Raw genomic sequence first — 24790 nt, forward strand, 5'->3', positions numbered from 1 at the left:
CTGGTGGATGGCGGTCAGGCGGCAGTCCTGTCTGACTGATCGGTTACTTGCTCTCCATCCTGGAACCGGACGTTGTTCACGACCAGTTCCAGCTTGCTGAACCCCTTGATGCGCTTCCAGCGCTTCTCGGCGCTCTGGAGCAGCTTGAAGACCATCGCCAGGGTCGTCGCTCTGGAGCCGCAGTTCCGGCTGCGCTTGCTCCGCAGGCGGACCGTGGCGAAGGTCGACTCAATCGGGTTGGTGGTGCGGATATGCACCCAGTGCTCTGCCGGGTAGTCGTAGAACGCCAGCAGTTCCTCCCGATCCTTGGCCAGGCACGCCATCGCCTTGGGGTACTTGGCCTCGAAGCGTTTCAGCGTGCGATCGAAGGCCTTGTGCGCCTCGTCGCGGGTCTCGGCCATCCAGATGTCATGCAGGTCGGCCTTGACCTTGGGCTGTACTGACTTTGGCAGCTTGTTCAGCACGTTAGCCGTCTTGTGAACCCAGCAGCGCTGATGGTCGGTCTCCGGGTAAATCTTGCTCAGGGCCGCCCAGAACCCCATGGCGCCGTCGCCCACCGCCAGCTTGGGAGCCTGGGTCAGGCCGCGTTCTCGCAGGCCTGTCAGCAGGGTCTTCCAGCTGTCCGCCGACTCGCGGAAGCCGTCCTCGACGGCCACCAACTCCTTGCGGCCCTGCTCGGTGACCCCGATGATCACCAGCAGGCACAGGCGGTCATCCATGCGCACGTTGCTGTACACCCCGTCGGCCCACCAGTAGACGTAGCGACGGTCTGACAGGTCCCGCTTTCGCCACTCGGTATGCTCGTCCTCCCACTGCTTCTTGAGCCGTGACACAGTGTTGGCCGACAGACCCTTGGCCTGGTCGCCCAGCAGTGCCGCCAGCGCCTCCTGGTAGTCGCCAGTGGAGATCCCCTTCAGGTAGAGCCAAGGGATCAACTCCTCGATGCTGCGGGCTCGCTTCAGATAGGGCGGCAGCAGGCTGCTGTTGAAGCGAGCGCCACCGCCACTGCGGTCACGCACCTTGGGCACCTGCACGCTGACATCCCCGATCCCGGTCTGGACCGTGCGCTCGGGCAGGTAGCCGTTGCGGACCACGGCCTGGCGTCCATCGTCGAGCCGCTGATCGGCATACTGCGCCAGAAAGGTGGCCAACTCGGCCTCGACGGCCTTGGCGATCAGGTCACGGGCACCTTGGCGCAGCAGCTCGTGCAGCGGGTCAGCGACCTGGGGTTCTGGTTGTGAAAGAGTCCGGAGGGTAGAATCGGCCATGGCGTATCCACTCGTGTTGGTTGAGATCTTGGTCGTGATCAATCAACAGGATACGCCACCCTTCCTACCTCCTCCCATACACCAGACTTGAGCTTAACTCCATGGGCGCCGGAGGCAACCGCATCACGCGTTTCACGGGCGGCGGCCATAATGTCGTCGCCACCGTTGGGGAAATTGGTGACCGTGGCAATCTTCACTTGGTCATTGAGGGTATGAGCGGTCAGTGCACGCTGGGCAGTGACAATAAACTGTGGGTAAACACACACCGCGGCAGGCGTGCCAAAGGGCGTTTTTACCTGCTGACAGAGCGCTTCAATGCTGCTGTCAGTATCGCTATCGTTCAGACTCGTCAGGTCCATGAGGGTGAGTGCTTGGCGGGCGGCTTGGACGGTATGGGGGGAGGCAGTCGCAGTCATGGAGTTCTCACAAATCAGTAAAAGATAAAAACGGGCACTGCGGATAAAACCGCAGCGCCCGATGCGCTAAATCGTCATTATTACGCTAAGCATATAAGCGCTATGCAGACGCGCCACTCAGCGCAATAAAGAAGCCAGCAATAGAGGCCGACATCAAGTTGGAGAGTGTACCGGCCAATACGGCTTTGACACCAAAGCGGGCAATCTCTTTACGGCGAGTCGGTGCAATGCTACCCAAACCGCCCAACAGAATCGCAATGGAGGAGAGGTTAGCAAAGCCACACAGCGCGAAAGACAGTATCGCCATGGTGTGCGGTGTCATCATCTGACCCGTCGCAGCCACCACCTGTTCCCCATCGATGTAGGGTGCCAGGTTGATATAGGCGACAAATTCGTTGACCACCAATTTTTGGCCAATGAACGAGCCTGCCAGCGTGGCTTCTTCCCAGGGTACACCCAACAGGAACGCCAGCGGGGCAAACAGCCAGCCCAAGATCAATTCCAGGCTCAGTGAGTCAAAGCCCACCCAGCCGCCGACGCCGCCTAAAATGCCGTTGATCAACGCAATCAAGGCGATAAAGGCGAGTAGCATCGCGCCCACATTGGCCGCCAGCATCAAACCTGAGGTGGCGCCAGATGCCGCAGCGTCCAGCACGTTGGCGGGCTTGTCTTCCTGGGCCTCAATCTCTTCTTCCACCTTGGAAACGCTGTCGCTGTCGGTTACGTCTTGGGTTTCCGGCATAATCAGCTTGGCGAACAGTAAGCCCCCGGGCGCCGCCATAAAGGAGGCGGCGACTAAATACTCCATAGGAATACCCAGCGCGGCGTAGCCCGCCAATACAGAACCCGCCACCGACGCCAAGCCGCCGCACATAACGGCGAATAGCTGTGAAGGCGTCATACGGGCGATAAAGGGGCGCACCACCAATGGCGCTTCGGTTTGGCCGACGAAGATATTCGCGGTCGCGGAGAGCGATTCAGTCCGTGAGGTACCCAGCGCTTTTTGCAGAGCACCACCTAAAATGCGAATCACCCACTGCATAATGCCGATGTAGTAGAGCACGGCGATTAACGAGGAGAAGAAGATAATGACCGGCAGCACTTTAATCGCAAAGATAAAGCCGCTGTTCTCCACATCCGCTAAGCCGCCGAACAGAAAGCCGATACCGTCGTCGGCATATACCAATATTTGGCTAACGCCCGCGGATATGGCTTGTAGCACCGCCTGGCCAAACGGCACATAGAGTACAAAGGCACCAATTCCCGCTTGAATAGCAAAGGCGCCTAACACGGTGCGTAGCCGTATAGACTTACGGTCGTAAGAGAAGATCAGGGCGATGGCCACTAGGGTGACCATACCCACCAAGCTCATAAGGAGTGTCATGTGGGGATCCTTCGAGTCTGCGGGGGTTAACCGCTTTTATAGTAAGTTGAGCTTGACGGAGTAGATCATCGCATTCTGATAATCGTTGGGGGTGCCCAACTTGTTTTCAGAATAGCGGTACTGAATGCCGGTGGTGATCAAATCGCTTGGGTGCCACCATAGGCTTAGCGCACCATTGGTGCCCACACTGCCAGCTTTGTCGCCCACGTAGTTCTGTTCCAGATACTCGTCATCGCGACCAAAGGTCTGCTCATGCCAGTTAGTCACGCTGAAGTTCTGGTCGAGCGCGGCAAAATCATAACCCGCTACCCAGCCAGCCATAAAGCCATTCATTCCGGTATAGCTGTCACTTTGCACCCGCGCGGCGCCAATGAACGGCTTGAACCATAAACCGTTATCAAAGGTAGTGCGGTAACCCAGGCCTAAAATTTGATCCTGTTCGCGGCTTTCAAAACCGTAATCCCGGAAGTCATAAAGGTGCGCATAGATCGACAGCGGGCTGTCACCCAGATAGATGTGCGAGGTTACTTTACCCGCAGTACGGAAGTTGTCTTGACCGCCGCTCGATTCATCGAATTGATCGTTGGTTGGGTTCTCGAAATCAAAGAAGCCGTAAAACTCACCCCAGCTAAAGCCCGCGCCGCCTTCAATTTCGAGAAACATAAAGTCGCTTTTCGCCGCGTTGGTAGCAGTGCGTGCTTCGGTGCCGTTCGACCAATCAAGATAGTTGACCGAGACATTGGCAAACGACCATAACCGGTCAAGAGGGTGAGGCTGAGCGTCATCTGCAAATGCTGGAGTGACGAGGGCGGTACTTGCCAGTAAAGCGCCAGCACTAAGGGTGGCAAGCGATGAAGAGCGAGTGTGTTTTCGAGCAGTCATGTGAGCCTCAACAGGGTTATCGCGTAGCCATTTGCGAGTGGCTATCCGAGGTTAGAGTCGTGCGGGCTGGCGTTAATGTTAAAATTATAACATTTAGTGTTATTTTTCTAACGTTGATTTGCAAGCATTGTCACATCAACGCTATTTAAATGTCATATGTCTATCGTAAGCATCAATATTTGCGCTAGTAGGCGTCGCCACAGTGGAAATCTCGACGCTGCTCGCTCAGCATAGAAATAAAAATTGAAGCAACTGAATGGTCATATTGCGCTCATCACAACACGAGGTATTACAAGAGGATGCCCACCATGAATGGCCGTAGCGCGCTGCGCCTTGCCAAACTTCAGGAAGCGCTTGCCAGTGGCGGCACTCTTCATCTGCGTGATGCCGCAGAGCTATGCGATGTCTCAGAAATGACCATTCGCCGCGACCTCACCACCCAGGCGACAGCCATTAGCCTGTTGGGTGGTCGCTTAGTCATGGCGAGCTATCCGGGTGTAACGCCGATTTACGATTTAACCGAACAGCAGGCCAGCCACTATCAGGCGAAGTATCGGTTATGCCAGCGTGCACTCGCGTTTATCGAAGAGGGCGATACGCTGTTTATTGACTGTGGTTCGACGCTCATTCCCTTGTTGAGTCAGCTCAGTCATTTCCAAGAACTCACGGTGGTCACCTATGCGCTCAACGTTGCTAATGCTGTCGCAGTACTGCCTAACGTACGCTTAGTGCTATTGGGCGGGCTTTTTTATGCTGCCTCACAGTCGTTTGGCAGCGATAACATGACCGCCGCTATCGAACGGTTAGGTATCAATAAAGCGCTGATTTCAGCGGCGGGAGTGGACCTTGAGCGCGGAGTAAGCTGCTTCCACTTCCACGAAGTAGCACCTAAACAAGCTGCGATTGCCACGGCGATGCAGCGCTTGTTGGTAGTCGATGCCAGCAAATTTGGTGTGATCCGGCCGGCCTATTTCGCTTCGCTGGACGATTTTGATGTGGTAGTCACCGATGATCAGGGCGCACCGCAGCTGTTGGAGGGGCACGGTCGAAGTGTGCCTGCGGTGACAGTGGCGTAAGCGTTTTGCCGGTTGTCTACCCCTGTCAATACCTAGGGTGCGGCAATGCGCCACTTCTTAGATGATCTCGATCAAGAGAAAATACTTTAGTCTTAGCTGATCTAGCAAGCGAGACCCGACGCCAATTCCCACTTGGCGGCGCATATTTTTCCCGGAGCAATGGCGCTCAGTGCACTACGCATGTTCCTGAGCGTATGCTCTATGAGCATGTTTTGGGAAGAGTATGGGGTGATAGTTAGCTTGCTATTTAGCTGGCTAGTGTTTTATTGAACCCGTTGGTTTTGAAACCGGTTTTAAACCTTAGACGAGATCACACCATGCAACGACGCTCACTATGGCGCAGGCGAGGCACGCTAGTGCTCCTTGCGTTGTGTCTGTTACTAGCAGGCTGTAGTTCAGCTCTGTTAGACCCCAAAGGCCAAGTTGGCGCTGAGCAGCGCACGCTGATTCTGACCTCCTTTGGCCTGATGTTGATTGTGGTTATTCCTGTTATTGCCATGACGCTGCTGTTTGGCTGGCGCTATCGGCGTAGTAACAGCGGGGCTAAGTACCTTCCCGATTGGGCGCACTCCAATGCGATTGAAGCCGTGATCTGGATCGTGCCTTGCGCAATTATCGCTGTGCTTGCGCTGTTGACCTGGAAAACCTCGCATAGCCTTGATCCGCACAAGCCGCTGGAAAGCGACGTAGCGCCGATCGAAATTCAGGCAGTCGCGCTGGATTGGAAATGGCTGTTTATCTACCCCGAACAAGGCATCGCCAGCGTGAACGAAGTGGCTTTCCCGGTGGATACCCCGGTGCGTTTTCGGGTCAGCTCCGGCTCGGTGATGAATGCCTTTTTCATTCCGCACTTAGGTAGCCAGATCTACGCCATGGCAGGCATGGATAACGACCTGCATCTCCTTGCCGATGAAATCGGCAACTACCCTGGACGCTCCACCAACTACAGTGGTGCGGGTTTCTCCGGCATGACCTTTGAAGCCAAGGTGACCACCCCTGGCGAGTTTGATGACTGGGTTGAAAACGTACGCGGTGCCTCTGAAGCGCTGACCTACCCCGAGGGCTATGAAGCGTTGGCTGAGCCCACTGAGTCGCACCCGGTTGAGTACTACTCGGCGATTTCGCCATCGCTATACGAAAGCATCCTGAAAAGCTTCCATACCGGCGGTGAGCACACGATGGACGGCGATCACCCAATGGACGGCGACCATCAAATGAGCAGCGACCATGCTGATTCTGCCGATGGCGATAACACCCATGCCACTCCAGAAGCGGCCGCATCCGGTCACCACACCAACAACCATGCTAGTCAGGATCATGCCATGCGCAGCCATCCCACTAGCGTTGAAGCAGGGGGTTAAGCTGTGTTTGGAAAACTCACTTTAGAGGCAATTCCCTATCACGAACCGATCATCATGGTCGTCGCGGCCTTTATGGCCATTGGGGGGATCGCGCTGTTAGGCGCGTTAACCTACTACCGCAAGTGGGGCTGGCTGTGGAACGAGTGGTTTACCTCCGTTGACCACAAAAAGCTCGGCATCATGTACTTTATCGTTGCGCTGGTGATGCTGCTACGCGGCTTCTCCGATGCGATTATGATGCGTACCCAACAGGCCATGGCCGCTGGGGGCGCCGCGGGTTATTTACCGCCCGAACACTACGATCAGATCTTCACCGCCCACGGCGTGATCATGATCTTCTTTGTCGCCATGCCCATGGTCATCGGCCTAATGAACCTGGTGGTGCCGCTGCAAATTGGCGCCCGCGACGTCGCTTTTCCCTTCCTGAATAACTTGAGTTTCTGGCTGTTTGCCGTCGCCGCGATATTGGTCAATATCTCGCTGGTGGTGGGGGAGTTCGCCAAAACCGGCTGGCTGGCTTACGCGCCCTTATCGGGGATCGAGTTCAGTCCCGGGGTGGGGGTCGATTACTGGATATGGGCATTACAGATATCCGGGATAGGGACGACGCTCACCGGTATCAACTTCTTCGTGACGATTCTGAAGATGCGCACCAAAGGCATGACCATGTTCCGCATGCCGATCTTCACCTGGACCTCGCTGTGCGCCAACGTGTTGATCATCGCCTCGTTCCCGATTCTGACGGCAACGATTGCGCTGCTAACGCTGGACCGCTATTTCGGTATGCACTTCTTCACCAATGATTTTGGCGGCAACATGATGATGTACGTCAATCTCATCTGGGCATGGGGCCATCCGGAAGTTTATATCCTGATTCTGCCCGCCTTCGGCGTGTTCTCGGAAGTCATTTCGACCTTTGCCCGTAAGCGGCTGTTTGGTTACATGACCATGGTATGGGCGACGATTGCGATTACGCTGCTGTCGTTTATCGTCTGGCTGCACCACTTCTTCACCATGGGCGCAGGCGCCAACGTTAATGCCTTCTTCGGCATTATGACGATGATCATCGCCATTCCCACCGGGGTGAAAGTCTTCAACTGGCTGTTCACGATGTTCCGCGGCAGTTTGGAACTAACGTCGCCGGTACTCTGGACACTGGGCTTTATTATCACCTTTACGCTGGGCGGTATGACCGGTGTCATGTTGGCCGTGCCAGCCGCTAACTTTGTGTTGCATAACAGCCTGTTTGTTATCGCTCACTTCCACAACGTCATTATCGGCGGTGTAGTGTTCGGCATGATGGCAGGCCTGACTTTCTGGTTCCCCAAAGCGTTTGGCTTCACGTTGAGCGAGAAATGGGGCAAGCGTTCATTCTGGTGCTGGTTTATCGGCTTCTATGTCGCCTTTATGCCGCTTTACGTGCTGGCCTTCTTTGGTGCCGTGCGCCGCATGCAGTCCTACGCTAACCCTGAATGGCAGCCATGGATGATTCTGGCCTGGGTAGGCGCGGTGATCATCATGATGGGTATCGCCTGCACCGTCATCCAGTTCTGGGTTAGCATCCGCGACCGCAAGCTGAACGCTGATGTGACCGGTGACCCGTGGGATGGCCGTACCTTGGAGTGGTCAACGTCTTCACCCGCGCCGTTCTACAACTTCGCACGCTTGCCGGAAGTGGGGGATATCGACAGCTTCTGGTCGCAGAAGGAGCGCAGTAACGAAGAGTTGGAAGAAGCGCCTTACACCGATATTCATATGCCGCGTAACACCGTGGCTGGCCCTGTCATCAGCTTTTTTGCGCTGATCATCGGTTTTGCCTTGGTATGGCACATCTGGTGGCTGGCAGGGGTGGGCGCCATCGGTGTCTTTGTCAGCTTTATGGCGCGGGTGTTTAACGACGATATCGACTACTACGTTTCCGCTGAAGAAGTAGAGCGTATCGAGCGCGCGCACCAGCAACGCGTTAAAAACTCCGATCCCTACAAGCCGTCTGCCGAGGTTGAAGGACGCGAAGGTAAGCAACGCTACGTGGAGGTGAAAGCTTAATGGCAACGGATACGTTACATCACGAAGGGTCGGTCGTGCATCATGAGCATCACGATGCAACGGGCACCAAGCTGTTTGGTTTTTGGGTCTACTTAATGAGCGATTTGGTGATCTTCGGATCACTCTTCGCCACCTACGCCGTGTTGATGAAAGGCACGGCAGGTGGACCCACCGCGGCTGAGATTTTTGAGTTACCGTTTGTACTGGTCGAAACCTTTCTACTACTGTTTAGTAGCTTTACCTTTGGCATGGGCGTACTGGCGATGAATGCCGAACGTCTGGGTCAGGTGAAGGCGTGGCTGGGCATTACGTTCTTGCTGGGCGCGGCGTTCGTGGGCATGGAAATCTACGAATTCCAGCACCTGATTCATGAAGGCTATGGCCCCGACAAGAGCGCCTTTCTGTCGTCGTTCTTTACCCTGGTGGGTACCCACGGCCTGCACGTTACCTTTGGTTTGATCTGGATTTTGGTCATGCTGATTCAGCTCTCAACCAAAGGCTTGAACGACATGACCCGGTCAAGGATTTTGTGTCTAAGTCTGTTCTGGCACTTCCTTGATATCGTCTGGATCTGTGTCTTCTCATTCGTCTATCTGATGGGAGTGCTGTGAGATGAGTCATTCTCCGACTAACCCCACTAATCACCATGGCAGCGTAAAGTCGTATGTGACAGGACTGGTATTGTCGCTGATACTGACCATTATCCCCTTTGGGGTGGTGATGAGTGGCACCTTAAGCACACTTGCTACAGTAATAGTGGTGGCCGTGACCGCGGTATTGCAGATATTGGTGCAACTGGTCATGTTCATGCATATGAATACCAAAGCTGACGAAGGCTGGAACGTAATGTCCTTCGTCTTCACACTGACGATTCTCGTCTTAGTGGTAGGAGGCTCGCTGTGGATCATGCAGCATCTGCATCTCAACATGATGATCGGCTGATCACGGCGCCTAGTCGTTGGCGGGATCTGCTTGAACTGACCAAACCCGGCATTATCGGGGGTAACCTGATTGCCACGCTGGGCGGCTACTTTCTTGCCGCGCAGGGGCAGTTTGAGTGGCTCAGCTTTGTCTCGGTCATGGTGGGGATTGCATTAATCATCGCGTCGGGTTGTGCGTGTAACAACGTCATCGACCGCGATATTGATGCATTGATGGCGCGTACGCGCCATCGCCCACTGGTAAGAGGCAGCATCTCCATCACCCAGGCGCTGGGCGTTTCGGCGCTGCTGGGTGTGTCGGGGGTGGTGTGCCTGGCGCTGGGCACCAACGGATTAACCGTTGCTTTAGCGGTAATTGGCTGGGGCGTGTATGTAGGGCTTTATAGCCTGTATATGAAGCGCCGCTCGGAGTACGGCACGTTGGTAGGCAGTCTTTCGGGTGCCATGCCGCCGGTCGTGGGTTACTGCGCAGTGGCAGGGCAGTTCGACAGCGGCGCGATCATGCTGCTGGTGATCTTCTGCCTGTGGCAGATGCCGCACTCCTATGCCATCGCGATCTTCCGCTACGCCGATTATCGCCGCGCATCGATCCCGGTGCTGCCGGTAGTGCGCGGGGTGAAAATGGCCAAGCACCATATCCTGGGCTATATAGTGGCGTTTATTCCCGCCTCGCTGGCGCTGGGGTTGGCCAGCCAAGCGGGCGCAGGATACCTGTGCGTAGCGCTGACCATGGGTGGCTACTGGCTTTACCTGGCACTGCGCGGCTATCGGTTAGATGACGATGTCCGCTGGGCCAAGAAAGTGTTCGGTGTTTCTATCCTGACCATCACGGCGATGAGTTTGGTGATGGTATTAGAGGCAATGGTGCCGATGCTGGCCTGACCCTCTCCAGTATAAATACGCCATAAAACACCCCGAACAGGTAACTGCTCGGGGTGTTTGTATTTGGGGAAAAGGGTTAATGACTGCTTAAGCTTCGCGCTGGCTGGCTTGAATCGCGGTCAGCGCAATGGTGTAAACGATATCGTCTACTAACGCGCCACGGGAAAGATCATTCACCGGCTTATTCAAGCCTTGCAGCATAGGGCCCACGCTGACGACGCGGGCGCTACGCTGCACGGCCTTGTAAGTCGTGTTACCCGTATTGAGGTCGGGGAAGATAAACACAGTCGCTTTACCGGCCACGGGGGAGTCGGGTGCTTTCTGCTTGCCGACACTCTCGATGGCCGCTGCATCGTACTGAAGGGGGCCATCTATCGCTAAGTGGGGCGCTCGCTGTTTGGCGATGCGCGTGGCTTCGCGTACTTTTTCTACATCCACGCCAGTGCCCGAGTCGCCGGTGGAATAGCTGATCATGGCAACCCTAGGCTCAATGCCAAAGGCTTCAGCGGAGCGGGCGCTCTGCAGCGCAATTTCAGCGAGCGTCTCGGCGTCTGGGTCAGGATTCACGGCACAGTCGCCGTAAACCACCACCTGTTCGGGCAGCAGCATAAAGAAGATCGATGACACCTGGTTGTATTGCGGCGCTGTTTTGATCAATTGAAACGCGGGACGCACGGTATTAGCCGTCGTGTGCACGGCGCCCGAGACGAGTCCGTCTACCTCGTCCAACTGCAGCATCATGGTGCCCAGCACCACGTTGTCGTGTAGCTGCCCTTCGGCGGTGAGCTCGTTAAGTTTACCGCGGCGTCGCTCCACCATAGGGTCAATATAGCGAGCACGGGTACTTTCGGGGTCGATAATGGTCAGCCCGTCAGGGAGTGTCAGCCCGCGGTTGCGCGCCACGTTCTCGATATCGTCGCGCTTCCCGAGCAGCACACAATCGGCAATGCCTCGGCGCTGACAAATAATCGCGGCCTCGACGGTGCGCGGCTCGTCCCCTTCGGGCAGTACCACACGCTTTTTAACCTGTTGGGCGAGTTTAACCAATTGATAACGAAACGCGGAAGGCGATAACCGACGTGTATAGCCGTGGCTGAGCTTGCTTTTCAGCCAATCTAAATCCATGTGAGCGGCCACATAACGGGCGACTTGCTCTGCACGCTCAAAGTCGTCCATTGGGATTTCGCTGCTTAACTGGCTTAAGTTTTGAGCGGTGGTCAGGCTATCGGTTTCCACAACCAGTACCGGTAGACCTGTCTTTAGCGCAGGGCGGCACATTTCGATCATATTCTCGTTGGGTATAAAACCGTTTGTTAACAGCACACCGGCAAGCTGTGTGCCATTCATGGTGGCCAAGGCAGAGGCCAGCACCACATCGTCACGGTCACCCGAGGCAACCACTAAGCTGCCCGGTTTGAAAATATGCAGCGCGTTGGTGGCGCTACGGGCGCATAGGCTAGTGGAAAGCACCCGGCGGCTTGACGCCTCCCCTTCGTTAAGCAATTTGGCGTTTAGCGCACGCGCCACATCCAGCGTGCGGGGCGCGCTCAAGGTGTTGCTATAAGGCACGACACCTATCAAATGGAAACTGTCGGTAGCCAGCGCAGGGGAGTATTGCCGCAACTCGGCGAGCACCGATTCTTCCAATTGCGGTTTAACCGTACCTGGGGCGGCGGAAAGATCATCTTCCTGACCGTAAGGGAGATTCTTCATGCGCATCAAAATGCCGCCCAGGGTGCGGCTGGAACTGAGCCCTCCAAAGCTGCGTGCATGCATATCAAGCTGGTCAGCCAAGGCCTGCGGCTCATTTAAGTCGCCGGTTCCGACGAGAATAATCCTTGCATTAAGCGCATGGGCTAACTGTGCATTGGTTTGTGTTGCGTAGGTGGTGTGTTGGGTAGGCACCACGCCCTCAACCACAATAAGGTCTAGGGAGGCGCCACCATGGCTCTCCTGCTGATTAACTTGCTCGTAAAGCTCGACCACATTTTCCATCAGCTCATCGGTATGATCATCACGCAGCAGACGTTCCAACCGGGCTTGGGAAATTGGCGACGGAGGGCGCTGATTGAGTGTTCGCGATACTAACGCAGTCGAGCGATCAAGCCCTGGGCCATTCAGTTCGTTCTGCATAAAAGGCTTCAGGAAGCCAGCTTTCAGCCCAATGGTGTCGAGGGCTTGGATTAAACCCAAGCAGGCCGACGTTAGGCCAGCGCCGACACTGGTGGGGACAAGAAGGATGGCTTGAGGCTGGGTTGGGCTATTCATGTAAGCGCCTCCACGCAGTGGCGGGTTTCCATAGCGATACGTCCTTCTTCGTCGGTGGGAATCACCCATACCTCGGGGCCGGTATGGTTGGCGCTATCTAGCTTGCCCTCTTTGCCGCGAGTGGTGGCTTCGTTAGCCTCCCCATCCAATGCAAAGCCGAAGTGCGGCAACAAGTTAAGAACGCGGTGGCGTACCGTGGGCGAGTTCTCGCCGATCCCACCGGTAAAAATAATCCCATCGAGTTGGGGGAGCGCGCAGGACAGCGCCGCCAGTGATTTAGCAATGCGATAGCAGAACACTTCAAGGGCAAGATTGGCGCCTGCATGCCCGGCTAGAGCCTGAGTTTCAATTTCGCGCATGTCGTTAGTCAACCCAGACAGGCCCAACAAGCCGCTCTCCTTGTTGAGCACGGTGTCGATTTGGCCTAACGACCAGCCCAATTGCCGGTGTAGGTGGGCATGTAACCCCGGGTCGACATCGCCGCTGCGCGTTCCCATTACCAAACCTTCCAGGGGCGTTAAGCCCATGCTGGTATCCTGGCTTTGGTTGTTCCATACGGCGCTGGTAGAACAGCCGTTGCCCAGGTGAGCCGTTAACCAACCACCTGCGCCACGACTACTGATTTCGCCCGCCCGCTGGCTAACGTAGGCGTGGCTGGTGCCATGAAACCCATAGCGCCGGATACGATGCTTGGTATACAGGGTTTCAGGCAGTGCGTACCGGTAGGCCCGGGGCGGGAGCGTTTGATGGAAAGCGGTATCGAATACGGCTACCTGCGGCAGGGTAGGGAAGACTTTTTGGGTTGCCGCAATGCCCGCTAAATTCGCTGGGTTGTGCAGTGGTGCGAGCGCAGCGGTAGTTTCGATGGCTTCGATTACGCTATCGCCAATCAAGGCGGCTTGGGTGAAATGTTCGCCGCCGTGCACGATCCGGTGGCCAACAGCAACCGGTAGCCGGCCTTCCAAACGCTCTAAAATGGCGTTAAGGGCCTGCGTATGATCCGCATTGGGTAACGGTTGTGTGAAGCTTTCACCGTCACTGTTTTTGCCTTTCAAAAGCGCATCGTTGCCACCTAAGCGTTCCGCCAAACCTGCTAAGCGGGGTGCCTGGGGGTCTGAATCAATCAATGCGTATTTAATAGACGAAGAACCACAATTGATAACCAGCACCGGTGCGTTCATAACCACCTTTTAATAACTCATGGGGAAAAGAGCTAGACTTTAGTTTAACATGCTGCAATGCAGAAGATCAGCGAACTCATTTCGTTAGCCTTCTACGTAAAAGCTAGGCATGCTGGGTTATTGATACCCTACCCAGCGATGATCAATTTCGCATTTTCACTACCATTACGAGCCGTTCCGTTCTTATGTCAGCGTCCTCTTTGCCCAATTTATTGCCGCGCCATTTAGCTATTTTGTTAATGATGACCGTGGCCACCATGTTTGCCGCCAACCACGTATCTGCACGGCTGGCGTTTGATAATGGTACGGGCCTGCTGCTAGCCGTGTTAACTCGCTCTGGGGTCGCTTGCTTAATATTAGCAGTTCTTGTAATCGTGCAACGAAAACGGCTATGGCTTCCCGCTGGCTCATGGCCGTGGCAACTCACCGTAGGGCTGTTGATTGCGATCCAAAGCGTCAGCCTTTACTCGGCGGTAGCCAGACTGCCCGTAGTGATTGCGCTGTTATTGGTGAATACCTTCCCGATTCAGTTAGCGCTATTGAGTTGGGCGTTAGGCGGTCCGCGCCCAACCCTGCGCAGCTGTCTGATCATGGGTACCATTTTAATCGGCCTGTTGGTGGTGCTGGATATTCCTTCGTGGATTGCCAGTGCTGATGGCATGGGTCCCGGCTGGATAGCGGGGATTGGTTTTGGCCTAATGGCAGCCTTTGTCTTCGCCTGTGCGCTGTGGATAACGGAGCACCGCTTGGCCGGAGTGGGCAGTACGCTGCGTAGCCTGCTGACCATGCAAACGGTATTTATCGTGATGATCATCGGCGGCATTGCGGGTGTCGTGCCAGGAGGCATGAGCCTGCCAGATAATAGTGAAGGGTGGCTTGGGCTTACGCTATTAGGGCTTCTTTATGGCTCGGCGTTTTCCACGTTATTTATTTTTGTTCCGCGACTCGACATGGCGCGCAACGCACCGGTTATGAATATTGAGCCGGTGGCCTCCCTGGTGCTGGGCTATTTCGTGCTAGGCCAAATGCTTAGCCCCGGCCAGCTAGTGGGTGGCGCTGTGGTAGTCGGTGGCATTATGGTGCTTAGTTTGTCCAAGGGGCGCTAAGTATAGAAATTCTTCCTAAAGCGTAGTAAAAGAAAAATCTTAATAACCCCGTGGCCGTTTGGTGACGGGGTTTTTTCATGAGTATTGCCTGAGAATCGGCATACTAGTTCGTAGTTTGAGCTAAATGCTGCAAATGCGAAGGTGATAATGTCGAAGTGACTCGTTGGCGAGAAAAGAACATATAAAGCCCAACGCTCGACTTTTAAGCTCCATTCAAGAGGAAACTACCATGTTTAAAATAAACAAAATCGCCGTAGCAGTGGGTTTGTGCGCAGGGTTAGCAGCAACATCCGCGACGGCGGAAGCTGCCGAGAAAAATTGGCGCATGGCGACACCCTGGAGTGGTGGCCCTTGGCTTGAGCGCGATGCACAAATGTTTGCAGATCGTGTCAATGAGCTTTCTGGTGGTGAGATTGCCATTGAAGTATATCCCGGTGGCACATTAGGCAGTGCCCTGAAAGTGACGAATACCGTCAAGTCAGGCGTCGCTGAGGTAAGCCATAACTATATTAACTATGACTATGGCACCGACCCGACGACGGCACTTCTGGCTGGTCACTCAAGCGGTTTAACCCCTGAAGAGTTCATGATGTGGATGTACGAAGGGGGTGGCGTTGAGTTATACGAAGAGTACCGCCGGGATGTCTTTGATGTCGTTGCCTTCCCTTGCGCGATCTTGGGCACCGAAATTTTCCTGCACTCCAATAAGCGTGTCGAAACCTTGGAAGATTTCCAGGGCTTACGCTTGCGTACTTCCGGTGCATGGTCTGAGTTAGCCTCTCGTCTTGGCGCATCCACGGTAGTCATGGCGGGTGGCGATATCTACAGCGCCCTGGAACGTGGCGTCATTGATGCGGCAGAGTGGGGAAGCCCTGAAATGAATCAGCCCACTGGTTTTCAGGAAGTCGCGCAGTACGTCATCCTGCCTGGGGTTCATCAGTCAGGTGGTTTCCTAGAGTGCCAGGTAAATGAAGATACCTGGAATGAGCTGAGCGAAGATGACCAGGACATGTTGCGCTTAGCCGGTAAGCTCAGTGTTTTTGAAACCTGGCTGGCGAGCTCTTTTGCTGACTTGGATGCTTATCAGGCATTGCTTGATGGCCCTAACGAGATCGTCCATTTAGACCAATCCTTCATCGACACTATTTATGAAGAGACCGTGAAATGGGAAGACGAGTACGCCGCTGAAAATGAGTGGTTTGCTCGCGTTGTCGAATCTCAGCGCGGCTTTAAAGACAACATGAGCGTATGGCCTGAGTATCGCCTGCCGATTGGTACTATGGGCCGCTAAGTGAGTTAGCGATAAAAATGAAAGAGAGGTCTTTGACCTCTCTTTTGTGCGTTAAAGCCTCTCTTTTACGATGTGTTGATGAGTAGCCGTCATGAAACTAATTCAAGCGATTGAGTCGCTGACCCGATGGGCTGGTTGGGTGGGCGCGATATTGATTTTTCCGCTAGTTGGCGCGCTAGTAGTGGAAGTATTCAGCCGCTATGTTATTGGACGCCCCACATTATGGGCGTTTGAAATTAGCTATATGGTCATGGGCGCAATGTTCATGCTGGGTATGGCAAATGCATTGCGAATTGGTCACCACGTCAGTGTAGATTTGGTCTCAATGCAACTGAATGACAAGACTAACGCGCTATTACGTATGATCGGCTATGTGCTGTTTTTGCCTATTTTAGCGTGGCTGGTGTGGGAGCTTTTTCACTACGCGTTGCAAGCGTTTAACTCAAATGAGCGTTCGGGCCGTTCCGCATGGAACCCAATCGTCTGGCCAATCTTAACGGTGTGGTTTATCGGGTTTACCTTACTAGCGCTGCAGGTAATCGCAGAGCTCTTAAAGGCGGTAGCGATACTGCGTGGTCAGCCGCTACCTGAGGAGCCTGCCTCATGAGCAGCTATTTATCTTTATTAATGTTTCCGGTATTGATGCTGTTTATCTTTTCCGGTTTTCCGATCGCCTTTTCGATGATCCTGGTGGCAACAGGGTTTGGGATAATTCAATTTGGTGATGTGGCGGCTTACCAGCTGCTGACCAAAATTGAAGACACCGCGTCTAATTCTATCCTTGCCGCCGTACCGCTCTTTATATTCATGGGGGCAATGCTTGAACGCTCGGGTATAGCCGAGAGGCTGTTTGAAGCAATTCATATGTGGACGCGTCGCTTACCCGGTGGATTAGGGGTCGGCGCGATTATTATGGGTACGCTATTTGCTGCCTCCAGTGGCGTAGTGGGAGCTACCGAAGCGGTTATCGGCATGCTCGCGATCCCGGTAATGCTTAAGCATCATTACAATAACAGCCTGATTTCAGGAACGATTTGTGCCAGTGGATCGCTGGGTACCGCTATTCCACCCTCTATTACGGTGGTGGTTCTAGGTCCTGTGGCTGGCGTCTCTGTCGGTTCTCTATTTAGCGGTTTGCTAATTCCTGGGTTTTTAATGGCGGCGATGTTTTTGATCTACATCATCGGCGTGGCGTATCTAAAGCCAGCAATGGCGCCGCGGGTAGAAGAGAGCGAGCCCGAGGTAAGCTTTCAAGAAAAAATGCGCGTCACAATGATCGCCTTACTGCCGACAATGCTACTGATCTTTACCGTACTGGGCACCATTTTAATGGGCTTAGCTACACCAACAGAAGCAGCCGCCTGTGGCGCGCTGGGTTCAGTATTATTGGCGCTGGCATACCGCAACTTAACGCGTGATGTGTTGTGGCACGCGGCGATCAAAACGATGAATATTTCGGCAATGATCCTGCTGATCGTCATGGGCGGCAGTATGTTTGCAGGGGTGTTCTTTGCCTCTGGCGGTATGGCAACGGTGCAATCAATGCTGATGGATACCGGATTAAGCCCCTGGATGATTCTCGGTTTGATCTTGTTCATCGCTTTTGTCGCAGGCTTCGTACTTGACTTGATCTCTGTAGTACTGATCATCATACCTGTGGCGATGCCAATTGTGCGTATGCTGGGGTTTGATGAAATATGGTTCTGTGTAGCCTTTCTGGTAGTGCTGCAAACGAGCTATTTAACGCCTCCGCTTGCCCCGGCAATTTTCTACTTAAGAGCCATCACGCCGCCAGAAATTACGCTTAAACATATGTATTGGGGGGTCGTGCCCTTTATCATTGCGCAGTTAGTGGTACTAGCACTCGTGCTGGCATTCCCCTCTCTGGCACTGTGGCTGCCTGATGTGATGAGCGGCCCATCCTGGTAATAACGGATAATAAGTTAAGCGTGTTCTGTATTGATGCCGCCTACGGGCGGCATCGTGCGTTTTGATAAAGGGCCTGTATATTGTTAGCAAGCTAATTAGTTGTTAGACTAAAGTCTCTTACGCATTCCCCTAACAATGCGCGCCCGATAAGAGGCGTTGGCCAGGCGGTTGCCTGGTGGCTAACAAGTGAGCTCTGCATGACCCCCGACCAAACATTTGCCCGCTGGGTGAAAGTAGCAATTACTGCTTTTGTGCTGCTATTTATCTATTTCCTGATTGCCGATAGCTTTATGCCCATGACGCCAGAGGCGAGGGTAATGCACCCGGTAACACGGATTGCACCTGAGCTTAGCGGTCCGGTAAGTGACGTATTGGTGAATGATCATCAGCACGTTGCCAAAGGCGATGTGCTATTTCAGATAGACCCGACGCCGTTTCGATTAGCGGTGGAGCAGGCGCAGCTTAATCGCGAGCAGGCCGAGCAAGAGAATGCTCGCTTGGAAGCGGAATTAACCTCTGCACAAGCAGAATTGGCCTCCGCTGAAGCGACGGCCGCCGAGCGGCGGGGCGAGCTTGAACGTGCGGAAGCATTGATGGCAAGGCAGAGCGTATCGCGCCAACAGTACGAACAGCAGGTCGCCGCTGAGCGCACTGCGCAGGCCAGTGTGGCGGCGGCTAAAGCCAAAATCGTTAGTTTAGAAGTACAGCTGGGCGATTCAGGCGAGAGCAACCTGCGTTTGCGCCAAGCGAATAACGCACTCGCCCAGGCCCAGCTGGCACTTGCTCATACCCAGGTGCGCGCCGCCCAGGCGGGAAACGTGACAAACCTGCAGTTGGACATAGGCGACTACGTGCAAGCAGGCCAGCCCGCCGTTGCGGTGGTGGCGGATGAAGTCGATATCATCGCCGACTTTCGCGAGAAGAGCCTGCGTCATGTAACGCCGGGCGATGCAGCCCAGGTGGTGTTTGATGCATGGCCGGGCCAAGTATTCGATGCAACAGTGCTTGCCATGGATGCTGGCGTGCGCGAAGGGCAACTGGCTGCAGATGGCCAACTGGCGGATATTCCCACCACCGACCGTTGGGTGCGCGATGCCCAGCGTATGCGCGTGCATATAGCGCTAACAGAACCATTAGCCAACTCCCTCGCCAGTGGTGCTCGGGCAACGGTGCAGCTCCAGCCTGGCGATGCTGCCTTGGCTAAACCTTTTGTGTGGCTGCAGGCGCACCTGATCAGCTGGCTGCACTATGTATATTAAAAACAGGTTTACTAAAATCGTGTTTGCTAAAAGCGGGCTTATTAAGCCGCTGCTAGGTGGGTGGGGTAAGCGCAGTGCATCTGGCGCTCATGGTGCATCTCGCCCGGCATTAACCCAAAATGGTTTGCGTCAATGTTTACGCGTGGCGGGCGGCGGCAGCTTAGGGTTTATCGTCAGTCAACTGATGGGCTGGAACTACGGGGTGTTTTTTACCGTTTTTCCCATGTTTTTACTGGGCATGGTGCCGATCCTAAATGGCAACATCATTCGCCAGTTTTTAGCCAACGTCTCGCTCAACGTGCTTGAGGTTAGCCTGGTGGTGGGGCTGCTTAAGCATATGCCGGTGGTGATGACGCTGGTCGTGCTGGCCATTTTCCTGTTTCGCTTTAATCTGATGGCGAAAGGGGCGCTTTTTTTGTTTGGCGCCAACGGCGTGCTGACATTAAGTATTTTGCTCCACTTCGCCAGCTACCCCAACGTCGACTTGAGCGATCTATTGGCCTGCAACCTGGTGGCCAGCGGGTTGGCCGTGTTTATTGCCATGCTGATGCATAGCCTTTTTCCCGATGTTGAAGCGCGTAAGCCGCCTCCGCGGGCTGCCAAGCCACCCTCACAAATCCGCCATGAAACTCTAATCGGTGGTGTAACCGCTACGCTCTCTTTTGTGGTGTTTCAGGTGTTCGATTTACAGGGGTCGCTTTCCGCTCAGATGGCGACCATTCTGGTTTTATTTACCTTGGGGTATGCCGGGGCACGCGTATCAGCAGCCAAGCGAGCCGTAGGAACGTTGTTAGGGTGTAATTTAGCGCTACTGATGCAACTGCTGCTCTATACCCAAAGCCACCACTTCCTACTCGTGGTACTGCTCTACTGGCTGGGATTAATGCTCTTTAGCCGGGAGCATATCCATGAAGGCGGTGGATCGGGGGTCGGTTTTGGTGGGTTAACCACCTTGGGGATTCTATTTGGTCAATCGCTCGGGCCGCAGCAAGACCTGGTTTACAGCGCGCTCTACCGGTTTTCCTCAATGAGTGTGGCCCTGACGCTCACATTATTGGTCATGGCTTGCCTGCATTTTTTATTAAACCGCTGGGCGCCAACACGCTTAATATAAATAAACCTGCCATTAAAAAAATTTGAGCAACTTTTTTAATAAAGGCTAATCTGAGGGTGTGTCCACGTGTGATTGCAGTGCCACAGGCACCTTCACACACGGCATTTTCCCTACTAACGGATTAGAGGTGTTTGTTATGGCAACGGGTACAGAAGATAAAGCAAAAGGCGCAGGCAACAAAGCAGCCGGTAAAGCCAAAGAAGCGGCTGGCAAAGCGACAGACAATCACAAAACTGAAGCTAAAGGTAAAGCCCAGCAGGCGAAAGGCGAAGTTCAAAAAGGCAAAGGCGATGCCAAGGACAGCCAAAAGAAAAAGCGTTAATGCTCAACAAAATATAGATACCAACAGGGGGCTTCGGCCCCCTGTTGGCGTTTAATGGCCTTAAACTGCTGTCTACCCAAGCGTGTATTACACATCCCTACTTCAGGTAGGGGTCATTATTGATAGCGCAGCCTGATATCACTTCAAGTCCAGCGAGAAATTCATCTCAACGCCGGCATCGTCCACTCTGACCCCATACTCCATGTTCTCGTAGATCTCAGCATACTGCTTGAACAACTCAATATCGGACGCTGATACTTCATCGGATGGCACCTGCTCCATGACATCGGCCAGCGAATGATAAAACTCGCCTGTCATGTGGCCATGAAGCAGCAGGTCACGCTCTGAGGCAGGCGCTTGCAGTTCGTCCTGCAATGCGTCTGAATCGCTGAGGCCCGCGCCCAATACAATGGCTGTATCCGACATGGCGGCATAGAGCGTTGGCATGTCTGGTGGTAGCAACATGCTTTTGATTTTCTTGGTTTCTCCGCCGGGTTCAAGCCCAAGCGCCCCTAGCTCAGGTGCGAAGGCGCTTACGGTAGACAGCAGCCCCAGCGGGTTTTGTGAGGCGATCGTCAGGATGCCAGTACCGGTGGGTTCACCATCGGTCATTGTCAGGCTGTCGATACGGGCTCTCAAACCGGATAGCGCTGACCCGATCATCATCGTAGCAGGGTTGTTCATCGCCACGTTGATCTCGGTCCAGGCATTATTTAGATCCTGTAGCTCATCACAGCTGAAGGGATTTTGACGCACTTCCCGAGCATACTTTTGAACGGTCTGAAGCAGTACCGGTAAATTCAGGCCCATTCCCAAGCTGGCCATGCCCTCTGTGCTACCCAGGCCCGGCACCTGAGTGGTCAGAGCTCGCAGGTCGCTGACAATACCTTCATCGGTTTCCAGGATTAGGTTCATCTCCAGGCCGTCAAGGTTGTACTCACGCATGCCCATTACAAGGCCGGGGAAGCGGCTGGTGATGCGGTCAATATCGGCCTGACAGGCGGATAGATCCAGCTGCTCTGCCTCAACGGCGTCCATCAGTGCCTGAGTGCCTGGATGAGTGGGTGTACTCAGTTCACTAAGCAGGCGTGAAGCGTTAATTTGCCCGGCCCCGTAAGGGGTAAAGCCATGACGCTGTTCAAGCTCCGCCAGTGCGCTGGTATCACCGATGTTGCTGTCAGGCGGGGTGCTACCCAAAACCTGCGCTAGCAGCTCGTCGCTGGCATCCTGTGGCACGAGAGACAACAGCAGTTGCTGATCAATAATGGCTAGGATCGCATTGACCGGCCCCTCAGGCGTCAGCACCCAGTAGTCGGTGCCGTTAGTGGTGGCCGTGCTCGGGTTGAGGTCTGCCTTGGTCAGGATGCGCTGAAGCGTTTCGCGAAAGGCATCTTCATCGTGTAGCTCAAAGCGCAAAACAGGCAGGATGCCCAACCCATACAAGGCGGCCTGGGGTCCCATCTTAAGGCCCAGCGCATGGGCATCATCCAATGTTTCAACGCTGTCTAGCTCTTCACCCATAGCGATTAACAACGTCACCAGTGAGTGCTGCACGTCATCGCCTATCTCGGGCAGTGTGCGGCGCAACTCATCCAGATTGGATTCGAGGCTGCCCTGGGGCTGCATGCGCCGATAAAAATCAAACGCCTCTTGTTCAGGCATTGATTCACGCGTGGCCATAAAGTAGGGGGAGTCTGCCGGGATATATTGCAGCATCGGCGCTACGTTATTTTTCGGCGTTTCCTGTTGCGTTGCTGCTGCCGTGGGTTCTTTATCATCACTGCAGCCGGTTAGCATGCCAGCGCTAAGCAGGGCAACGGATACCGCCAAGGAAAGTTTGGTTTTCATATGGAATCAGTTCTTTGAAGGTGTAGGCTTTAAGTAAGCCATTTTGAGCAGATCGCTCCCCTAATGCTAACTATACATAATTTATGGAAAATGACCTGCTACTTAAATGAGAATTTTTTTTATTTCATATCGCTGATTGGGTAAACCTCTACCGGTATTGAGCCGGGTACTGCAACGATTGCGGAAGCTAAACTGCCAGATCTGTCAGCATTATCATCAAAAGGGCCCTTGCGTTTACCTAATACGCAAGGGCCCTATTCAGTAGTTAAATCGCTCAGTGGCTTCCAGTTTTAAACTTCCTGATACAGCTGACTACCCGTTTGACGAAACTTCTCCGCCTGCTCTTCCATGCCACGCTTTACCGCCTCTGCGTCGCTGGCGCTATCCGGCGTACGGTCGCGGTAGGTATCACGCACTTCCTGGCTAATCTTCATCGAGCAGAATTTTGGCCCGCACATGGAGCAGAAGTGCGCCACCTTGGCGGAATCCTTGGGCAAGGTTTCGTCGTGGTATTCCCGGGCGGTGTCCGGATCTAAGCCTAGATTGAACTGGTCTTCCCAGCGGAACTCAAAGCGCGCCTTGGAAAGTGCGTTATCGCGCCGCTGTGACGCCGGGTGGCCCTTGGCCAAGTCCGCTGCGTGGGCGGCAATCTTGTAGGTGATAATGCCGGTTTTTACATCATCCTTGTTGGGTAGGCCGAGATGCTCTTTCGGCGTTACATAGCAAAGCATCGCGCAGCCAAACCAGCCGATCATGGCAGCGCCAATGCCGGAGGTAATGTGGTCGTAGCCCGGTGCGATATCCGTGACCAGCGGCCCAAGCGTATAGAAGGGCGCTTCATCGCAGTATTCCAGCTGCTTATCCATGTTCTCTTTTACCAGGTGCATGGGCACATGGCCGGGGCCTTCAATCATCACCTGTACATCGTGCTTCCAGGCAATATGTGTCAGCTCGCCCAAGGTTTTCAGCTCCGCCATTTGCGCTTCGTCGTTGGCATCGGCAATGGAGCCCGGGCGCAGGCCGTCGCCCAGGGAGAACGCCACGTCGTACTGCTTGCAGATCTCGCAGATCTCCTCGAAGTGGGTGTACAGAAAGCTCTCCTGATGGTGGAACAAACACCACTTGGCCATAATCGAGCCGCCCCGGCTGACAATGCCGGTTACCCGATTGGCGGTCAGCGGCACGTAGCGCAGTAAGACGCCTGCGTGAATGGTGAAATAATCCACGCCCTGTTCGGCCTGCTCGATGAGCGTGTCGCGAAAGACTTCCCACGTGAGATTCTCAGCCACGCCGTAGACCTTCTCTAACGCCTGATAGATCGGCACCGTGCCAATCGGCACCGGTGAGTTGCGAATAATCCACTCGCGGGTTTCATGGATGTTCTGCCCGGTGGATAGATCCATGATGGTGTCAGCGCCCCAACGGATGCCCCAGGTCATCTTGTCCACTTCCTCTTCAATGGAAGAGGTGACCGCCGAGTTGCCCAGGTTGCCGTTGATCTTGACCAGAAAGTTGCGGCCAATGATCATCGGCTCGCTTTCGGGGTGGTTGATGTTATTGGGAATAATCGCCCGGCCGCGGGCAACTTCATCACGTACGAACTCTGGCGTAATCTCGTCTGGAATGCTGGCGCCAAAGTTCTGGCCGCGGTGCTGGTGGCCCAGGATGCGCTCTACTTCAGCGGTGCCCAGCGCTTGGCGGCGCTGGTTTTCGCGCAGGGCAATAAACTCCATTTCCGGCGTCACGATGCCCTGGCGGGCGTAGTACAGCTGGGTCACGTTTCCAGGCCGGCCGTCTTTTGTAGAGAGTGCACGGCGTGGTGTGCGGGTTAAATCAAAGCGCAGCTGGGCAAGGGTTGGGTCGTTGGCGCGACGCTTGCCGTACTCGCTGGTGTGCCCGGCTAAAAACTCGGTGTCGTTGCGCTCTTCAATCCACGCCCGACGTAGGGCTGACAGGCCCTGGCGCAGATCAATCTGAGCATTGGGGTCGGTATAGGGACCGGAGGTGTCGTACACCAGCAGCGGCGGGTTCTCTTCATCAATACTGCTGGTTTTGGTGGGCGACAGTTTAATTTCCCGAAACGGCACGCGAATATCAGGCCGCGAGCCTTCAACGTACACCTTGCGCGATGCGGGCAATGGCGCAATGGCGGCAGCATCTACCTGGGCAGTTTCGGCGAGAAAGTGGGCGGTTTTACTCTTAACGGTCTTGGTCAT

At 54.6% G+C, this 24790-nt stretch carries 20 protein-coding genes and 1 pseudogene; 13 read left to right on the forward strand and 8 right to left on the reverse strand.

Features of this window, described 5'->3' with window-relative positions; genetic code table 11:
• Positions 1-14: 14 nt before the first annotated feature.
• The 4 genes and pseudogenes from ACW44H_RS04200 to ACW44H_RS04215 form a co-directional block, all read right to left on the reverse strand.
• Entirely contained in the window at positions 15-1268 is a 1254-nt protein-coding gene (locus ACW44H_RS04200; protein ID WP_113271324.1) for an IS256 family transposase, read from the reverse strand.
• A gap of 95 nt (positions 1269-1363) precedes the next feature.
• Positions 1364-1684: pseudogene (locus ACW44H_RS04205) on the reverse strand (deoxyribose-phosphate aldolase); the annotation flags it as partial.
• Positions 1685-1784: 100 nt separating this feature from the next.
• Positions 1785-3068, reverse strand: a complete 1284-nt coding sequence (locus ACW44H_RS04210) for a NupC/NupG family nucleoside CNT transporter (RefSeq protein ID WP_457507139.1) — start codon at positions 3066-3068, stop codon at positions 1785-1787.
• Positions 3069-3104: 36 nt separating this feature from the next.
• A complete protein-coding gene (locus ACW44H_RS04215) occupies positions 3105-3950 on the reverse strand; it encodes an outer membrane protein OmpK (protein WP_457507141.1) in 846 nt (281 codons plus the stop codon).
• A 308-nt stretch (positions 3951-4258) separates the two neighbouring features.
• Here ACW44H_RS04215 and ACW44H_RS04220 point away from each other — a divergent pair, with 308 nt between their 5' ends.
• From ACW44H_RS04220 to cyoE, 6 genes are all read left to right on the forward strand, one after another.
• Positions 4259-5026, forward strand: coding sequence for a DeoR/GlpR family DNA-binding transcription regulator (locus ACW44H_RS04220; RefSeq protein WP_457507142.1), 768 nt, complete (start codon positions 4259-4261; stop codon positions 5024-5026).
• A 317-nt stretch (positions 5027-5343) separates the two neighbouring features.
• On the forward strand, positions 5344-6387 hold the full coding sequence (cyoA, locus tag ACW44H_RS04225; protein WP_457507144.1) for a ubiquinol oxidase subunit II: 1044 nt from the start codon (positions 5344-5346) through the stop codon (positions 6385-6387).
• Positions 6388-6390: 3 nt separating this feature from the next.
• Positions 6391-8433 carry a cytochrome o ubiquinol oxidase subunit I gene (gene cyoB, locus ACW44H_RS04230; protein ID WP_457507146.1) on the forward strand — a complete coding sequence of 681 codons (2043 nt, stop codon included), beginning with the start codon at positions 6391-6393 and terminating at the stop codon, positions 8431-8433.
• Entirely contained in the window at positions 8433-9044 is a 612-nt protein-coding gene (cyoC, locus tag ACW44H_RS04235) for a cytochrome o ubiquinol oxidase subunit III (RefSeq protein ID WP_113268863.1), read from the forward strand. The genes cyoB and cyoC overlap by 1 nt, the downstream gene beginning before the upstream one ends.
• Position 9045: 1 nt before the next feature.
• On the forward strand, positions 9046-9375 hold the full coding sequence (gene cyoD, locus ACW44H_RS04240) for a cytochrome o ubiquinol oxidase subunit IV (RefSeq protein ID WP_457507148.1): 330 nt from the start codon (positions 9046-9048) through the stop codon (positions 9373-9375).
• Complete coding sequence (gene cyoE / locus ACW44H_RS04245) at positions 9333-10256, forward strand: heme o synthase (protein WP_457507150.1); 924 nt, start codon at positions 9333-9335, stop codon at positions 10254-10256. Before cyoD ends, cyoE begins: the two co-directional genes overlap by 43 nt.
• 87 nt (positions 10257-10343) lie before the next feature.
• Here cyoE and pta read toward each other — a convergent pair whose 3' ends face one another.
• Both pta and ACW44H_RS04255 read right to left on the reverse strand, forming a co-directional pair.
• Positions 10344-12524, reverse strand: a complete 2181-nt coding sequence (gene pta, locus ACW44H_RS04250; protein ID WP_457507151.1) for a phosphate acetyltransferase — start codon at positions 12522-12524, stop codon at positions 10344-10346.
• Positions 12521-13705: an acetate/propionate family kinase gene (locus ACW44H_RS04255; RefSeq protein WP_457507153.1), complete on the reverse strand. Its 1185-nt coding sequence runs from the start codon at positions 13703-13705 to the stop codon at positions 12521-12523. Before ACW44H_RS04255 ends, pta begins: the two co-directional genes overlap by 4 nt.
• Positions 13706-13890: 185 nt before the next feature.
• Between ACW44H_RS04255 and ACW44H_RS04260 the strand changes: the two genes are divergently transcribed.
• The 7 genes from ACW44H_RS04260 (at position 13891) to ACW44H_RS04290 (ending at position 20726) form a co-directional block, all read left to right on the forward strand.
• Positions 13891-14811, forward strand: a complete 921-nt coding sequence (locus tag ACW44H_RS04260; RefSeq protein ID WP_113268867.1) for an EamA family transporter — start codon at positions 13891-13893, stop codon at positions 14809-14811.
• A gap of 229 nt (positions 14812-15040) precedes the next feature.
• The gene (locus ACW44H_RS04265) at positions 15041-16102 is read left to right on the forward strand and encodes a C4-dicarboxylate ABC transporter substrate-binding protein (protein ID WP_457507155.1); all 1062 of its coding nucleotides are present in this window, start codon (positions 15041-15043) and stop codon (positions 16100-16102) included.
• A 91-nt stretch (positions 16103-16193) separates the two neighbouring features.
• The gene (locus ACW44H_RS04270) at positions 16194-16709 is read left to right on the forward strand and encodes a TRAP transporter small permease subunit (RefSeq protein ID WP_457507157.1); all 516 of its coding nucleotides are present in this window, start codon (positions 16194-16196) and stop codon (positions 16707-16709) included.
• A complete protein-coding gene (locus ACW44H_RS04275; protein WP_457507159.1) occupies positions 16706-18031 on the forward strand; it encodes a TRAP transporter large permease in 1326 nt (441 codons plus the stop codon). The genes ACW44H_RS04270 and ACW44H_RS04275 overlap by 4 nt, the downstream gene beginning before the upstream one ends.
• Before the next feature lie 197 nt (positions 18032-18228).
• On the forward strand, positions 18229-19290 hold the full coding sequence (locus tag ACW44H_RS04280; RefSeq protein WP_457507161.1) for an HlyD family secretion protein: 1062 nt from the start codon (positions 18229-18231) through the stop codon (positions 19288-19290).
• Positions 19291-19309: 19 nt separating this feature from the next.
• Positions 19310-20404: a DUF2955 domain-containing protein gene (locus tag ACW44H_RS04285; protein ID WP_457507163.1), complete on the forward strand. Its 1095-nt coding sequence runs from the start codon at positions 19310-19312 to the stop codon at positions 20402-20404.
• 136 nt (positions 20405-20540) lie between these two features.
• Entirely contained in the window at positions 20541-20726 is a 186-nt protein-coding gene (locus ACW44H_RS04290) for a CsbD family protein (protein WP_457507165.1), read from the forward strand.
• A 138-nt stretch (positions 20727-20864) separates the two neighbouring features.
• Here the strand turns inward: ACW44H_RS04290 and ACW44H_RS04295 are convergent, their stop codons facing one another.
• Together ACW44H_RS04295 and thiC are read right to left on the reverse strand one after the other, a co-directional pair.
• Positions 20865-22574 (reverse strand): hypothetical protein, encoded by a 1710-nt coding sequence (locus tag ACW44H_RS04295; protein ID WP_457507167.1) that lies wholly within the window; start codon positions 22572-22574, stop codon positions 20865-20867.
• A gap of 290 nt (positions 22575-22864) precedes the next feature.
• Entirely contained in the window at positions 22865-24790 is a 1926-nt protein-coding gene (gene thiC, locus ACW44H_RS04300) for a phosphomethylpyrimidine synthase ThiC (protein ID WP_457507169.1), read from the reverse strand.

This window comes from Vreelandella sulfidaeris Esulfide1 (genome assembly GCF_054072535.1).

Coding starts and splice junctions, on each gene's coding strand:
- ACW44H_RS04290 (WP_457507165.1), top strand. CDS start 20,541: ATGGCAACGGGTACAGAAGATAAAGCAAAAGGCGCAGGCAACAAAGCA.
- cyoD (WP_457507148.1), top strand. CDS start 9,046: ATGAGTCATTCTCCGACTAACCCCACTAATCACCATGGCAGCGTAAAG.
- thiC (WP_457507169.1), bottom strand. CDS start 24,790: ATGACCAAGACCGTTAAGAGTAAAACCGCCCACTTTCTCGCCGAAACT.
- ACW44H_RS04280 (WP_457507161.1), top strand. CDS start 18,229: ATGACCCCCGACCAAACATTTGCCCGCTGGGTGAAAGTAGCAATTACT.
- cyoC (WP_113268863.1), top strand. CDS start 8,433: ATGGCAACGGATACGTTACATCACGAAGGGTCGGTCGTGCATCATGAG.
- ACW44H_RS04270 (WP_457507157.1), top strand. CDS start 16,194: ATGAAACTAATTCAAGCGATTGAGTCGCTGACCCGATGGGCTGGTTGG.
- ACW44H_RS04295 (WP_457507167.1), bottom strand. CDS start 22,574: ATGAAAACCAAACTTTCCTTGGCGGTATCCGTTGCCCTGCTTAGCGCT.
- pta (WP_457507151.1), bottom strand. CDS start 12,524: ATGAATAGCCCAACCCAGCCTCAAGCCATCCTTCTTGTCCCCACCAGT.
- ACW44H_RS04255 (WP_457507153.1), bottom strand. CDS start 13,705: ATGAACGCACCGGTGCTGGTTATCAATTGTGGTTCTTCGTCTATTAAA.
- ACW44H_RS04275 (WP_457507159.1), top strand. CDS start 16,706: ATGAGCAGCTATTTATCTTTATTAATGTTTCCGGTATTGATGCTGTTT.
- cyoA (WP_457507144.1), top strand. CDS start 5,344: ATGCAACGACGCTCACTATGGCGCAGGCGAGGCACGCTAGTGCTCCTT.
- ACW44H_RS04215 (WP_457507141.1), bottom strand. CDS start 3,950: ATGACTGCTCGAAAACACACTCGCTCTTCATCGCTTGCCACCCTTAGT.
- ACW44H_RS04260 (WP_113268867.1), top strand. CDS start 13,891: ATGTCAGCGTCCTCTTTGCCCAATTTATTGCCGCGCCATTTAGCTATT.
- ACW44H_RS04220 (WP_457507142.1), top strand. CDS start 4,259: ATGAATGGCCGTAGCGCGCTGCGCCTTGCCAAACTTCAGGAAGCGCTT.
- ACW44H_RS04200 (WP_113271324.1), bottom strand. CDS start 1,268: ATGGCCGATTCTACCCTCCGGACTCTTTCACAACCAGAACCCCAGGTC.
- ACW44H_RS04210 (WP_457507139.1), bottom strand. CDS start 3,068: ATGACACTCCTTATGAGCTTGGTGGGTATGGTCACCCTAGTGGCCATC.
- ACW44H_RS04265 (WP_457507155.1), top strand. CDS start 15,041: ATGTTTAAAATAAACAAAATCGCCGTAGCAGTGGGTTTGTGCGCAGGG.